This is a genomic window from Candidatus Eisenbacteria bacterium (assembly GCA_005893275.1).
GTDB lineage: Bacteria > Eisenbacteria > RBG-16-71-46 > SZUA-252 > SZUA-252 > WS-7.
On the sequence record VBOW01000042.1, the window covers coordinates 60,676 to 74,869 of the forward strand.

Annotated in this window: 11 protein-coding genes; 5 read left to right on the forward strand and 6 right to left on the reverse strand. The window is 67.1% G+C overall.

All coding sequences use genetic code 11. From position 1 onward, the window contains the following. The first annotated feature begins 64 nt into the window (after positions 1–64). The gene (locus E6K76_09105) at positions 65–706 is read left to right on the forward strand and encodes an alpha/beta fold hydrolase (GenBank protein TMQ58054.1); all 642 of its coding nucleotides are present in this window, start codon (positions 65–67) and stop codon (positions 704–706) included. Beyond that, positions 703–1,434, forward strand: coding sequence for an SDR family oxidoreductase (locus E6K76_09110; protein TMQ58055.1), 732 nt, complete (start codon positions 703–705; stop codon positions 1,432–1,434). Before E6K76_09105 ends, E6K76_09110 begins: the two co-directional genes overlap by 4 nt. On the opposite strand, the gene E6K76_09115 is transcribed toward E6K76_09110, so the two are convergent. Further along, entirely contained in the window at positions 1,421–2,350 is a 930-nt protein-coding gene (locus tag E6K76_09115) for a hypothetical protein (GenBank protein ID TMQ58056.1), read from the reverse strand. The genes E6K76_09110 and E6K76_09115 overlap by 14 nt on opposite strands. An 88-nt stretch (positions 2,351–2,438) precedes the next feature. Here E6K76_09115 and E6K76_09120 point away from each other — a divergent pair, with 88 nt between their 5' ends. Continuing rightward, a complete protein-coding gene (locus E6K76_09120) occupies positions 2,439–4,907 on the forward strand; it encodes a hypothetical protein (GenBank protein ID TMQ58057.1) in 2,469 nt (822 codons plus the stop codon). Between the two features lie 33 nt (positions 4,908–4,940). After that, a complete protein-coding gene (locus E6K76_09125) occupies positions 4,941–6,884 on the forward strand; it encodes a hypothetical protein (GenBank protein ID TMQ58058.1) in 1,944 nt (647 codons plus the stop codon). A gap of 17 nt (positions 6,885–6,901) precedes the next feature. Here E6K76_09125 and E6K76_09130 read toward each other — a convergent pair whose 3' ends face one another. The 5 genes from E6K76_09130 to hpnC all read right to left on the reverse strand — a co-directional run bounded on the left by E6K76_09130 (position 6,902) and on the right by hpnC (position 13,631). After that, entirely contained in the window at positions 6,902–9,427 is a 2,526-nt protein-coding gene (locus E6K76_09130) for a hypothetical protein (GenBank protein TMQ58059.1), read from the reverse strand. A gap of 80 nt (positions 9,428–9,507) precedes the next feature. Further along, positions 9,508–10,584 (reverse strand): A/G-specific adenine glycosylase, encoded by a 1,077-nt coding sequence (locus tag E6K76_09135; protein ID TMQ58060.1) that lies wholly within the window; start codon positions 10,582–10,584, stop codon positions 9,508–9,510. Then, entirely contained in the window at positions 10,581–11,912 is a 1,332-nt protein-coding gene (locus tag E6K76_09140) for an FAD-dependent oxidoreductase (protein TMQ58061.1), read from the reverse strand. Before E6K76_09140 ends, E6K76_09135 begins: the two co-directional genes overlap by 4 nt. Beyond that, positions 11,909–12,739, reverse strand: a complete 831-nt coding sequence (locus E6K76_09145) for a squalene synthase HpnD (protein ID TMQ58062.1) — start codon at positions 12,737–12,739, stop codon at positions 11,909–11,911. Before E6K76_09145 ends, E6K76_09140 begins: the two co-directional genes overlap by 4 nt. Then, positions 12,732–13,631, reverse strand: coding sequence for a squalene synthase HpnC (gene hpnC / locus E6K76_09150; GenBank protein ID TMQ58063.1), 900 nt, complete (start codon positions 13,629–13,631; stop codon positions 12,732–12,734). The genes E6K76_09145 and hpnC overlap by 8 nt, the downstream gene beginning before the upstream one ends. Positions 13,632–13,783: 152 nt before the next feature. Here hpnC and E6K76_09155 point away from each other — a divergent pair. Beyond that, positions 13,784–14,194, forward strand: a 411-nt coding sequence (locus tag E6K76_09155; protein TMQ58064.1) for a hypothetical protein, incomplete at its 3' end; no start/stop codon positions are given.

Sequence of the window (14,194 nt, forward strand, 5' to 3'; positions counted from 1 at the left end):
TATAGCGGAGACACTCGTCCTCGAAAACGCTGGAATTGCCCGCGCGTGAAAGAGGAATCAGCCCATGGAACCGACCGTCCCCGCCGCTCGTCGAGTCAGCCCGGTCGAATTCCGGGGCCCCGCGGGAAGGATCGAAGGACTCTGGTCGGATCCCGGCCGCGGCCTTCCTTCCGCCGTCATTGCCCATCCCCATCCCGCGCACGGGGGCTCGATGCACAGCAAGGTGGTGTACACCCTCTATCGCGTCCTCGATCAGGCGGGACACCCCACGCTGCGATTCAATTTTCGCGGGGTCGGTGGGAGCGAGGGCGCCTACTCCGGATGGAACGAGGAGACGGGAGACATGGCCGCGGCGGCGGCGTTCGCGAGGAAGCGGACCGCACGGCGCGAGCTATGGGGCGCGGGGTTTTCTTTCGGGGCGTGGATCGGGCTTCAGTGGGCGCTCGGGGATCCGGACGTCGAGCGCTTCATCGCGCTCGGGCTCGCGGCGGAGGACCGCGCGTTCGATTTCCTGGACCGGGTGCCCTGGCCGCTGGCGATCGTCCAGGGGGAGCGCGACCAGTACGGGAGCCCGGCCGCGCTCGCCGAGCTCACGCGAAAATGGGAGCGGACCGGCAGGGTCACCGTGAAAATCATAAGGGGGGCGGACCATTTCTTCACCGGAAAGCTGGCGGAGCTCAAGCAAGCGCTCGAGGAGATTCTATGAACGGGAGTGGAGCCAGGGATAAGGCCGCGGTCGTGACGGGCAGCACGAAGGGGATCGGCCGGGCCGTCGCGGAAGGGTTGCTGGAGGCGGGAGCCAGGGTGGCGATCTCCGCTCGGAACGCCGACGAGGTCGCAGCCGCGGCGAAGGAATTGGAGCGGGGGTATCCGGGGCGCGTTTTCGCGCGTCCTTGCGATGTGCGCCGTGAGGACCAGGTTGCGGCGCTCTTCACCGAGACGGAACGCGCGTTCGGAGGCTTGGACATTCTCGTCAACAACGCGGGAATCGGTCTCTTTCGGAATCTCGAGGAGATGTCGCTCGAGGAATGGAACAGCGTGATCGAGACGAACCTCACGGGCGTATTCCTCTGCTCGCGCGCGGCGATACCGCGCATGAGGAGGAAGGGAGGGGGGTACATCTTCAATATATCCAGCCTCGCGGGGAAAAACGCGTTTCCTTCCGCGACCGCGTACAACGCGTCGAAGTTCGGCCTCAATGGAATGAGCGAAGCGCTGATGCAGGAAGTCCGATACGACGGGATCAAGGTGAGCTACCTCATGCCCGGCAGCGTGGCGACACATTTCGGCGGAACTGCGCCCGGTCCCGACGACGAGTGGAAGATCCGGCCGCGCGACATCGCACGCATCGTCCTCGACCTCCTGAACCAGGATCCGCGGACGCTTCCGAGCGCGGTCGAGATCCGACCGTCGAGGCCCCCTAGGAAGGGCTGAAGAATCCAGCCACGACGCCCAGGAGGGTCGAGCCGGCGACGATGAGCGCAAGGTAGGCCAGGGCCGCCCGGGGACCGATCCACTTCCCGACGACCCCGAGGGTCGGGATGTTCACGATCGGGACCGCGAGCATCATCGCGGTCGCAGGTCCGAAGCCCATGCCCTTGGAGAGGAGCTCCTTCACGAGCGGCAGCTCGGCCCCGGAGCAGAAGTAGAAGGGAATGCCGCTGATCGAAGCAAGCAGGGAGCCGACCGTGGTCCTCTGGCCGTAGAGGATATGCACCCAGTGCCCGGGCACGAGCACGTCGACGACCGCCGCGAGCGCCAAGCTCACCAAGACCCACGGAGCGTACTCCCGCAGCTGGCCCAGGAAACAGCCCCAGACGGAACGGAGGCGGGATGTCACGCCCACAGGCTTGAGCCCGAGCGTATCGCCGTACATCGCCGCGCTCTCGTCCCTTCCCGCCACGGGTTCCAAGGAGCGCGCGTCCGCACCCCGGAGCACGAAGACGCTCGCATAGCCCGCCAAGAGGCCCAGCGCGACGGAAGCCAAGAGCCGGACACCCAGCCAGGTGGCCCCGATCAGCTTCCAGGTCAAGAGCAGCACCGGAATGCTCACCGCGGCTCCGGCGGTCAGAAACCCGAACGTGTGCTTGAGGTCGCCGCCGCGTCGGCGCAGCGCGACCGCAAGCGGGACCATTCCGCACGTACAAAGAGGGATCAGCGCGCCGACCACAGCCGCCAGAAACATCGTTCCCGGGTTCTTTCCCGTGAGGAATCGTGCGATGAACCGCTGGGAGACGAACTCCTCGATGAGCGCTCCGACGAGGAGCGCGACCAGGAAGAGAGGGACGATTTCCACGGCCGAATCGAGAAACACGCGGCCTATCGCGGCGACCGCCGTCTGAATCTCCATCGCCCCATTCTACCTTCTCGGCTCATCCTTGACACGCCTCCCCGCGGTCGTAGAGGATTCCGAGCTTGCCCCGGACCCGGAGGTCTGAATGGCTTTGCGTGATCTTTTGTACCATCCGCTCTTCTTGGGAAGGCGAGCCGCACCGGAGACGCCTCCGTTCGATCCTTTTCCCCCGTCGGGTCGAAAGCCATGGAAGGGTGAGCCCAAGCCCCGTCGCGATCTCGAATTTCACGTGCGGCACTACAAAGTCGTCCTCGACGTTGATCTCGAATCTCGCGAGCTCCGCGGCCGGGCCTCCCTCACCCTCGAAGCGATTCGGGACGGGATTCGCGAGGCCGTTTTGGACGCGGGCGAGCTGAACATCGCATCGGTCGCCGTTGCGGGGAGGGCGGCGCGGCACGAAACCGAAGGGGAGAAGCTCCGGGTTCACCTTCCGAGGTCGCTCGGGGTCGGGCGCCGGGCCACGATCGATATCGCCTATTCCACCCGGCCCCGCAAAGGATTCTTCTTCGTCGGCCCGACCGAAGCCGAATCGGACCGTCACGTCGCGGGTTGGTCGCAGGGCCAGGCGGACGACACCCATTGGTGGATTCCCTGCCTCGAGAGTACGGAGAGCCGCGCGACCCTCGAGATGATCGCCACCGTTCCCCAGGGCTACCGCGCGATCGGAAACGGCAGGCTGATCGGGCGCCGCGTAAACGCGCGCCGGAAGACGGTGACCTATCACTGGCGCCAGGACACAGCCCACCCGGCGTATCTGATCTCTCTCGTGGTCGGGAAATTCGTCGAGCTTCGCGACCGGGCGGGGAAGGTTCCGCTTCATGGATACGTCCCGCGGGGGCGCGAAGCGCAGGGGCGCGAGCTTTTCCGCAAGACACCGACCATGATCGAGTCCTTCGCCAAGGTTTTCGGATACGCCTACCCCTACCCGAAGTACGCCCAGTCCACCGTCTTCGATTTCACCTTCGGGGGCATGGAGAACACCGGGGCGACCACGCTCACCGTGCGCGCGCTCCAGACGCCCGAGGAGGCGAAAGACCAGACGTACGAGACCCTGATCTCACACGAGCTCGCCCACCAGTGGTGGGGAGATCTCGTGACGTGCCGCGATTGGTCGGAGGGATGGCTCAACGAAGGCTTCGCGACCTACTCCGAGGTGGTCTTCTGGGAGGCCGAGCACGGCCGCGACGAAGCCGACTTCGCGCGGCTGGAGCACATGTGCTCATACCTGGTCGAGGACTCAGGCGATTACCGCCGCCCGATCGTGGAGCGGCGATACCGCTACCCGTCCGACATCTTCGATCGGCACCTCTACGAGAAAGGCGCGTGCGTCGTTCATATGCTTCGCGCCACGCTGGGGGACGCGGTCTGGCGCCGCAGCCTCAAGCGCTACCTCGAGCGCCATGCGTTCGGCGCCGTGGAAACCTCCGACCTCCGCCGCGCGTGCGAGGAGGAGTCCGGGCGCAATCTCTCCTGGTTTTTCGATCAGTGGCTCCACCGGGGCGGCCATCCCGAGCTCAAGGTGAGCCGTGAATGGGATGACGCCGGCAAGGCGCTCTTCCTGAGCGTGGAGCAGGTCCAGGAGGCGGACGAGGTGACCCCGTCCGTCTTCCGCATTCCCACGATTCTCGAGCTCGCCGTCGGCGAGCGGCGCCTCAGGCTCCCGATCGACATCAAGGAGCGCAAGGGAACGATCCAGATCCCGCTTCCCGCGAAGCCTCGCTACGTCGCGCTCGACCCGGAGCACGATGTCATGAAGCTCATGGACTTTCCGCGATCGAGCGAGGAGTTGCGTTTCGGCCTCACCCGTTCGTCGTTCGTGCTGGAGCGGATCCGTTGCGCCCGCGAGCTCGTGGCATACGGGGACCAGGCGGCGACCGCGGCGCTCGTCCGGGCCGCGCGGGGCGACCGGTTCTGGGGCGTCCGGATCGCGGCGCTCGCCTCGCTGGGCGAGATCGGAGCGCGCCATCCCGGTCTTGTCGATCGCATCGCGGATCTGGCCAAAGGTCAGAAGCCGCGCGTCCGGCGCGCGGCGACATGGGCGTTCGGCTGGATCGGCGGCGACGACGCGTTGAAGCACTTGACCCGGACCGTGGCCTCGGAGGAAAGCCCCTACAACGCGGGCATGGCCCTTCTCGGAATCGCCCGGGCGAAACGGCAGGACGCGTTCGAGATTCTCCGCTCCGCGGTCGGCCGCGAGAGCCACCGCGACATCTTGAAGCAGCTCATTTTCGACGGAATGGCCTCCCTCAAAGACCCGCGCGCCATTCCGGTCCTGCTCGACCACACCCGGCCCGAGTACCGGAACGAGGCGCGCGAGGCTGCGACCAAAGCGCTCGCGAAGCTGGGGATCGCGGACGATCGTGTCGAGTCCCGCTTGATCGAGCTCCTGCGCGATCCTTGGTTCCGGGTCCGCTCCGCGGCCGCGCGGTCGCTCGCGAAGCTCAAATCCTCCCGCGCGGAGGCGGCGATCCGCGGGGCTCTTCAGGAAGAGCCGATGGACACGGTGCAGAGCGCCTTCGAGGGGGCCCTCGACGAGCTCCGGGCCGGCCGCTAGCCTCCCTCCCCGCGGCGGGATAGAATCTCCACTATGAAGCCTATCCGCGGGCGCGCGCTCATATTCTGGGACCCCAAACGTCCCGGGAAAAAGCTCGACGCGATCGACACCGATCAGATCACCCCGGCCTCCGACTGCGTTTCCGAGAGCCTCGCCACCCTGGACAGGCGCTGGAAGGAGGGCGCCTTCCGATACCTCATGCCGGACTTCCGGTCGCGCGTTCTCCGGGGCGAGAGCTTCCTGATCGCGGGGGATCGTTTTGCGATCGGCTCCTCGCGCGAGATGTCTCCGGCGGGGCTCAAGGGGATCGCAGACGAGGCCGGCCTCGAAATGGTGATCGTCTGCGGGGGGGGCCTCGGAGACATCTTCCGCCGAAACGCGCTCAACCTGGGGCTCCATTTCATCCAGAGCCCGGAGGCGGTGGAGGACGTCCAGGACAAAGATGAGCTCGAATTCGATCCCGTGACCCGCAGCCTCCGGAATCTCTCCCGAGGCAAGACCTACGCGCCCGCTCCGCTCACTCCCAAAGAAGAAGAGATCCGGCGGAGCGGCGGGATCTTCGCGCTGGGACGACGCGAATTTCGAGCGGGGATCAAGCCCATGAGGGTCGAATTCGCGGACAACGCCGCCGCGCGCTCCATGACGAGCACCGAGCAGATCATCTGGGCGCACCGGGTGGACAAGCGCGCGGACGTGGAGCCGGGGGCGACGCTGCAGGTCTTCGCGGATCTTCTCCCCGCTTCGGACGGGACCGCGCCATTTGCGATCCACACGTTCCACCAGATCACAGAGTCCGCCGATGCGAAGCCGCTGCGCGTCGCGATCGCGAACGATCATTTCGTTTTTACGGGAAAGGAATCGGACGAAAAGCAGACCTCCATCTCACGCGAGTTCGCGGAGAAGCACGGGATTGGAGCGCCGCATTACGCGCCCCCCGGCACGGGGATTTTCCATTTCTATTTTCCCGAGCAGGGGCTCATCACTCCCGGCGGGCTTTATCCGGGCGCCGATTCCCATAGCCGCGCCTACGGCGCCTACGGCGCCCTGGGGATCGGTGTGGGGAGCACCACCCTGGGGTTCGGGTGGGCGACCGGCACCATCTACTGCACGGTCGCGAAGCAGCGGCGCGTGGTTTTTGCGGGGAAGCTTCAGCCCTGGGTGAGCGGGAAAGACATCGTCTTGAAGCTTCTCCACGGCTGGGGCGCCAAGCAGTCCCTGGGGATGAGCGTCGAGTTCGTCGACCAAAACCTGGAGCTGCCGATTCCGTACCGCAACACGATCGCCAACATGATGGCTGAAGGAGAGGCCTTGAACGGCATCTTCGCCCAGGACGAAGTCACCGAGGCGTGGTATCGGGAACGTGGCTTCGCGTTGCCCTATCCCAAAGTGAGCCCCGGCGAGAACGCCCGCTATGAGATCGACGAGGAGCTCGATCTATCCTCCGTCGTTCCGATGATCGCCAAACCGTTCAGTCCAGGAAACGCGTTCCCGGCCGACGAGGTAGCGAAAGAGCGGATCACCTTCGACAAGGCGCTGATCGGCTCCTGCACGAACGGAGGCTACGACGACCTTCTCCAGGCGGCGCTCGTGCTCCGGGCCGCGCGGATGCGCGGAATCGAGCGTGTCGCGAAAGGAGCCGAGTTCGTGATATTCCCGGGCAGCGGAACGGTGAAACGGCTGATCGAGCGACCCGATCCACGCTTGCAGGGCGAATCCATCGCGTCGGTGTTCCGCGCCGCGGGAGGCGAGATACGGCAATCCTGGTGTGGACCCTGCTTCGGACAGGGTCCGGATTCGCTCACGAAAGGGCAGCGGGCGATCACTTCGTTCAATCGAAATTGGCAGAACCGGATGGGTGTCGGCGGCGAGGGCTACCTCGCCAGCCCGCCTGTCGTCGCCGCTTCCGCATTGGCGGGCTACATGGCCCCGCCGTCGGAGCTGGGCGTCGAGTGGGACCCGGTGGCGTTCGGGGTATAGCGCGGGCGCTGCCGCCGCTACTTCAGAAGGCTCATCTTCCGGGCAAGGTCGCGTCCGCCCGCGGACAGGCGGTAGACGTAGACCGCGGATCCAACCGGGCGGCCCCGCTCGTCCCGGCCGTCCCATTGCGCTCGGTAATGTCCCGCCGGGAGCTGCTTTTGAAAGAGCGTCCGGACCAGGGCGCCGCTCACCGAGTAGACCCGCAAGACCACCGGCCCGGCGCGATCCACCTCGAAGCGGATCGTCGTCATGGGATTGAACGGGTTCGGCATGTTCGGCTCGAGCGCGAAACGCGCCGGGAGCGCGACCGTCCCTGTTTCGGTCTCGACCGCGCTCAGGACCGCGATCGAGAAGAGGCTGTCAGAGTACGCGGTGAGGGCCGTGGCTCCCTGGTGAGCCACCGACCGCACTTTCGCCTGGCTGGTGACCATCGAATTGTCCACGAAGAAAATGAGGTTTCCGGGAGGACCGGGGGCGACGTTGTAGAGGGTGCCGAGCGCCGTCGGATAGCTCGCGCCTCCATCCTGCGAGAGCGAGATGTTGATCGAGTCGGCCGTGAACCCGGTCACGGCGACGTTGACGGAATCGTATTTCCCGACCGCATACACGTCCCCCTTCGCGGGGTGCGGAACAACCAGGGTCATCGGTGTCGCCAGAGCGGCGGCGAGGTCGAGCTTTCCATAGCCCCAGACGACATTCGGGACCGCCCCGGTGAATGCGTCGCCGCGGGCGGTCCTCTGGAGGCGCGACCGGATCCGGGACGGGGTCGAGTTGGCCCACGCCCCCTGCGCGAGCAAGAGCGCGGTCCCGCCGGTGACGTGCGGCGCGGACATGCTCGTTCCCGCGAAGTTCAGATGAACGCCGTCGGTGGCGATGAGGGCGGTCTGGGCGGGGTAGTTGGCGGACAAGGAGGATGTGACGCCGAAGCCCGGGGCCGAGAGGTCGGGCTTGAGCACGCCGTCGCGCCGGGGACCTTGGCTCGAGAAGGAAGCGATCGCGCCGACGGTAGGCTGCGGATTCCAGCAATACGAGAGGCCATCGACCGCATCCCAGCAGGCCTTGGTCGTGTGCGCCGCGACCGCGATCACGGAGTCCGCATCGCCCGGGGAGCCCACGACACCGCCGAAGACGACATTCTGGCTCCATTTCGCGAGCTGGCTTCCGTCGCCGAGATTGTTGGCGTAGAGGTACATGTCCACGCGGCCCGGCGCACCCAGCGATACCGGAGTGAAGGTGAAGGTCCAGGTGCCGTTCTTGGGTGGCCGAGTCGATAGGCCGTCGAACAGCTCGATATAGATTTCGCGATCACCGTTCGGCGGGAACGTGGTTCCGTTGAAAATATTGAGCCATCCGTCCACCGTGTTCTGATTCTGAAGCGAGGTTCCGGCCGCGACGGGGCCGAGGGTCGTTCCGCCCGGGGTGGTGATCGTGAGCGAGATCTGGTTCGCACTCTCATACCAGCCCGAGAACAGCAGAAAATCGTTCGCCGTCCCCGGATTCCTTGTATACGCGGGCACGATCATGGTCATGGACTGCGGCGTCGCGGGGGCCAGGTTGACCTGCCCGTGGAGGTTGTCCTCGCCGGCGTTTCCGGCCGATGCGACGATGATCTTCCCGGGCCCGGTCAGGGCGTCCAGCATCAGGTCCATGTCGAGCGTGCCGTCGTGCGGACCCTCCTGGGTTCCCAAGCTCAAGTTCACGACCGCCTGCTTCCCCAGGGAGTCGGCCTTCTGAAAGATGTAATGGACGCCGTCCACAATGTCGGTCGTCATGAAAGTGGTTTTCACCATGCAGAGGTCGGCTTCAGGCGCCATGCCGACGTAGGTAAAGGCCGGCCTGCCGTTGCCGGTCGCGCTGCCGTCCCCCGCCGCGATTCCCATGACGTGCGATCCGTGCCCCGCGGTGTCGTCCTCGGAGGAGGTCGCCGCGTTGATCGCGGCCGGGAGCCACTCCGCGCCGTAGGTGAATCCCGCAGGAGGGGGCGGCCCGGCTCCGGCGGTCTGGTCCCAAATCGAGACCAACCGGGTCGTGCCGTCCGGCTTCTGGAAATCGCCGTGTCCATAGTCGATGCCCGTATCCACGACTCCCACGAGCACCCCGGCGCCGGTCTGGCCGGAGAAGGCGGGCGGAGGCAGGGTCCGGACCGCGGTGACCCGCACGTCGTCCGCGCTCCGATCCAGGTTCGGCGTGCACCGTTCGGCCACCTGGACGCGCTCGATTCCCGGCAGATTCAGAAGCTGGGAGAGGAGGGGTAGCGGGCAGCGGGCCGTCAGAAAGCGGCCCACCCGCGTGTTCACTTCGATCCCTCTGCTGCGCAGAGCCTCGGCCGATACATCTCCCTCCAAAATGAGATCGACGAGAACCCCGCCCCGGGAATCACGCGACATGAATCGCTCGGAGATTGCCTCGCCTGCCCGAACGTTCTTCAGGGCCGGATGGACGGAGAGGGGAGCGGAGCCCGCGAGATGGGGGTTGAGCGCGACGCAGGCGAGCAGGGCGACGGGCATGAATGCTCGCCTAGCCCACGGGAAGAGACGAGACATGCAGGGAGACCTCGACGAATTTTTATCCGGTGGAAAGCAAAAGTTGAAACGCCGCGCTGATTATACCACGCGCTCATCGCTCAGGCCATCGCGTTCAAGCTGCTGAGTGCCTTCAAGGTATGGGCGCGCACCGGCAGCCCGCGCAATTCCCCGGGTGTGGCCCAGAACGCTGCCCCGAGGCTCGTCGCGGCGCGCTGGGGGCGACGCGCGGGCGCCCCCCCTGGGCCGAGGTCCAAACACCAGACTTCATAGGTTGAATCACACGAGAACGTGCGGTGTCGAAAGGTGGCGCGCGGCCCTTCCGGCGCCGAAGGGTCGGGGAGATGTCTCCTCGCGAGTGCCCGTGCGGCGGATGAGGCTGAGACGCGGAGAAGCCGCGCGTAGGGCAATGTCCACGTCGCGCATGAATCGGCCTCGTCGGGAACTAAGAGGATCCTGCGCCCGGAGGTCGCCACAAGGAGGAGCCGGCGCTCCGCCCGGGGCGCCCTCGCCGCCGAGGCCTTGGGGAATCGGTCCGGCGTTCCGCTTCGTCGCGCGGCGCAAGAACGCGCCGCCGGGCACCGCTCGCAGAGTGGATCGCGGGGGAGGCAAATCCGCGCGCCCAACTCCATCAGGGCTTGCGTCCAGTCTCCCGCCCGCGGTCCGGGGGCCAGTCTCGCCGCTTGCTCGGTAACGGCGTGTTTGAGCCTTGCGGAGTCACGCCCTCCCTTGTACCCGTGGATCCGCGCGAGCACCCGGACGACGTTGCCGTCCACCGCGGGAGCAGGATGCCCGAAGGCGATGCTCTCGATGGCGCCGGCGGTGTATTCCCCGATTCCTGGCAGCGACAGGAGCGCGTCCCGATTCGAGGGGACCCGCCCTGAATGCTCGCGAACGATGATTCGAGCCGCGGCGTGCAGATGGCGCGCCCGCCGGTAATACCCGAGCCCGGACCAGGAGGCCTGCACGTCCGCTCCGCGCGCCCGCGCGAGCGATTCCACCCCGGGGAACCGACGCAGGAAGCGCTGGTAGTAGGGAATCACGGTTTCGACCCGGGTCTGCTGGAGCATGACCTCGCTCACCCAGATCGCATAAGGTTCGCGTGTCCTCCGCCAAGGGAGATCGCGCCGGTGCCTCACGTACCAGCGGAGGATGGACGCCCGGAGACCGCCGTTCATGACGCCCCTTCGGAGCCTGCGAGCGAAGCAGCGCGGTGTCCGCTCAGGACGGCGCCTTCGATCGTGGGTGGAAGCCCCGTCCTGGTCCAATCCCCCGCGAGATAAAGTCCGCGCACACGGGTCTCGGCGGGGGGCCTCAAGCGTTGAACGCCGGGAAGGGAGCGCATCGTCGCCCGCCGCTCCTTGTACACGCGCGCGTCCAGGAGCGTCGCCTCGCGCGCCGCAGGAAACGCCTCGGCCAGCTCCCCGGCGGTCTCCTCGAGAATCGCCCGGCCCGGCCGCTCCGCATCCTCGAAGGCGGCGCTCCGGACCGTGCCCACCGGGTACCGGCGCTCCCCTCCCGCCCCTCCACGGTCGAACGCCCACTGGGTATGCGTTCCCACGAGCCCGACGAATCGGGAAGGCAAGATCGGCCGGTCGTAGGTGTGGACGGTGGAGACGATGGGCGACCAGGGAACGCGCACGATCTCCCGGCAGTCGCCGAAGTGCTCCGGCGCGAGCATCCACCCCGCCCGGTCGTGGGGCACCGCGAGGATGATCCGCTTGCCCTCGATCCGACCGCCGCCCAAGAGCGAGAGCCCGGTCAGCCGGCCCGCCTCGATGCGCAGCCCGAGGACGGTCGAGCGGTATCGTACCTCTCCACCCCGCCTCGCGATGTACTCCTCGAAGCCGCTCACCAGCTCCCCCAGACCATGCCGCGGGAGCGCCAGCCCGCTCGATCGCGCGGGGCTCTTGAAGATCCGCTCGAGGACGACGGCGAAAAGCTCCGCCGATCCATCCTCCGGGTCCTCGTTCAGCGAGGCGAGCGCGAGCGGGCGGAGCAGCGCCAAAAGGTCCTCGCGTCCGCCGATCCTCGCGAGCCATCCACCGACCGTGAGCGTCGAGCCGTCCCCGTTCCGCGAGATGAGTGCGCGGACGTGTCTTGGAAGATCGAGCGCCAGGAGCTTCGCCTGGCCCGAAAGCCGGGAGCATGTCCCGACGGCCGCGAGCCAGTGAAGGGGAGCGGGCAGATTGGGGCAACGAAGCTCGAACATCCCGCGCCCTCGCTCCCAGACACGCAGGTGAAAGGTGGGGTCCACCTGGAGCGCGGTCTCGGTGCCGAGCCGCCGCAGGAGACGAAGCGTCTCGTCGTAGAAGGCCCCCAGGACGTGCTGGCCGTTGTCTTGGATCTCGCCCGTTCTGGGATCGGTCCAGGAGGTGGCACGCCCGCCGGGGCGCTGCCGCGTTTCGAGCACGAGCACCCTCGCGCCCCGCTCCGCGAGCGCGGTCGCCGCAGCGACACCGGCGAATCCCGCCCCCACGACGACGACCTCCGGGTGGAGGCTCATCGAACCGCGTGGGCGGCGAGGATGGCGCTCCCGGCGATCCAGGCTCGCTCGCGGAAGGGAACGCGCATTTGGCGGCGAAAGACGTCGAATCCAGACGATTCGATCCGGGCGAGCAAACGCTGGTAGATCCGGCCCATGATCTCGGCCGCCAGGATCCGCTTGGGATCGAGAGCGGCCGCCTCGTGGGCCGCGGCGGCGAAAAATCCCCGAGCGCGCGCGGCTTGGAAGCGCATCAATTCGTGGAATGCGTCGTTCCGCTCTCGCCGCGCGAATGCGTCCTCCGGGTAGCCGAAGGCTCGGAGGTCTTCTCCCGGGAGATAGATCCTTCCGCGCGCGTGATCCGATCCTAGATCGCGGAGAATGTTCGTGAGCTGGAGCGCCAGCCCGAGATTCTCGGCGTACGCTCTCCCCCGCTCTTCCTCGTCGCCGAAAATGCGCAGGCAGATGAGCCCCACGACGGAGGCCACGCGGTAGCAGTAGCGCCGGAGCTCCTCGAAGGTCGCGTAGCGAAGATGGGTGAGATCCATCTCTACACCGGATAAGAGCTCTTCCAGGTAGAGGCGCGGAATGCGGAACCGCCGGAGGTGCGGCCGCAGCGCGCGTGCGGCGGGCTCCAGCGGCTCTCCCTCATAGCACGCGGCGACTTCGCCGCGCCAGCGCAGGATCTCCTCCCGCGCGCGATCTCGATCCGGCTCCTCGTCCACGCTGTCGTCGACCTCCCGGCTGAACGTGTGCACCGCGCGGATTGCATCGCGCTGGTCGGGGGGGAGCGCGTGGAACGCGAGCGCGAAATGGGTGTCCCTCGATGACCCGCGCGCGTTAGCCATCGAGCCCGATGAGTGCTCGAATCGCGATCCCCGCCCGGGCGGGGCCGCTCAACTTCGGCCTCCGCTCGAGCACACGCCAGCCGAGGCGCTCGGTCGCCCGGAGGATCGCCAGGCCACCGGCGATGGTCGCGCGCAGGTGGATCGAGAGTAGAAGAGGGGTCGCGCGGACGACCGGGGCGCCTCGGGCGAAGAGGTCCCTGGTCGCGCGGCATTCGTGCGTGAGAAGCCTGGAGAGCGCCGCGCGCGATGAGGGGCGCGTGAGCTCCTTGGGGTCCACGGCGAAATGGTTCAGATCCTCCAGCGGAAAAAAGAGGCGGCCGCGCGCGAGATCCTGTCCGAGGTCCTGCCAGAAATTCGTCAATTGGAGCGCGGTGCAGACCGCATCAGAAGCTCGGACCGCCTCCGGATCCTCCACGTTGTGGAGCGCGAGCACGAGACGCCCCACCGGATTGGCGGAGCCGCGGCAATAGGCGAGCAGATCGTCCCAGGTCGGAAACGTCGCGTCGCGCGCATCCATACGGAAGGCGTGCAGGAGGTCGAGGAAGGGCTCGACAGGGAGTCGGTGCCGCTCGACCGCGTCCGCCAGCGCGGTGAAGATCGCCCCCTGCGGGGCGCCGTCGACCGCCCTGAGGAGGGCCGCCTCGATCGCATCGAGCGCGCGCAGCCGGTCCTCGCTCGGCGCCTGCGCGTCGGCGATGTCGTCCGCCTGGCGCGCAAATGCATAGATCGCGGCGAGCGCAATCCGCCGGTCCGTGGGAAGGAACCGGGACGCGACCGGGAAATTCTCGTAGTGCGCCCGCGCGATTTCCTCGCAGGCGCGATACGCCTCATGAAGCGGGACCGGCTCCGCCTCGGGGGGCTCAACCTCAGCCGGTGCGAGGGAGAAAGGCATCGGCGCTCCTCGTGGAATGTGACGTCGCGCCAGTAGACCATGCGGCGCCGGGAACCGTCAAGGCGGCCGGTCCCTACCGGGGCCCGGCGTCGTGATGCTACACTTTAAGGTCCCAGGGGGTCGCACGGAACCTCGATCCATGGAGGAGTCGAATGAACCGCGGAATCTGGACCTGCAGCGCCAGCCTCGTGCTCCTGCTCACGGTGTCGTTGAACGGACATGCAGAAGCGTCGGAACATCCTTACCGCGATTCGCCGCGTAACCCTCGCGAACGGTCCTGGCGCGGAGGCTTCGAGGGACGCACGATGCTCCGCTTCCACGCCGGCATTTCCGCTCCGACCGGAGATCTCGATAATGAGGTCAATACCGGGTGGGGGCTCGGCGCCTCGATCGGTTACGGGGTCGGCCGCAATACGCTTCTCTCCTGGGGCATCGCCTACCACCGCCTCGGCGAGGAGTTCGCAGATGGTCGCGTCGGGATCACCCCGCTCACCATGGCCGTGGATTACGGATTCCCGAGCAGGGGAAAGGTCCGGCCCTGGATCAGCGGCGGGCTCGGGCTC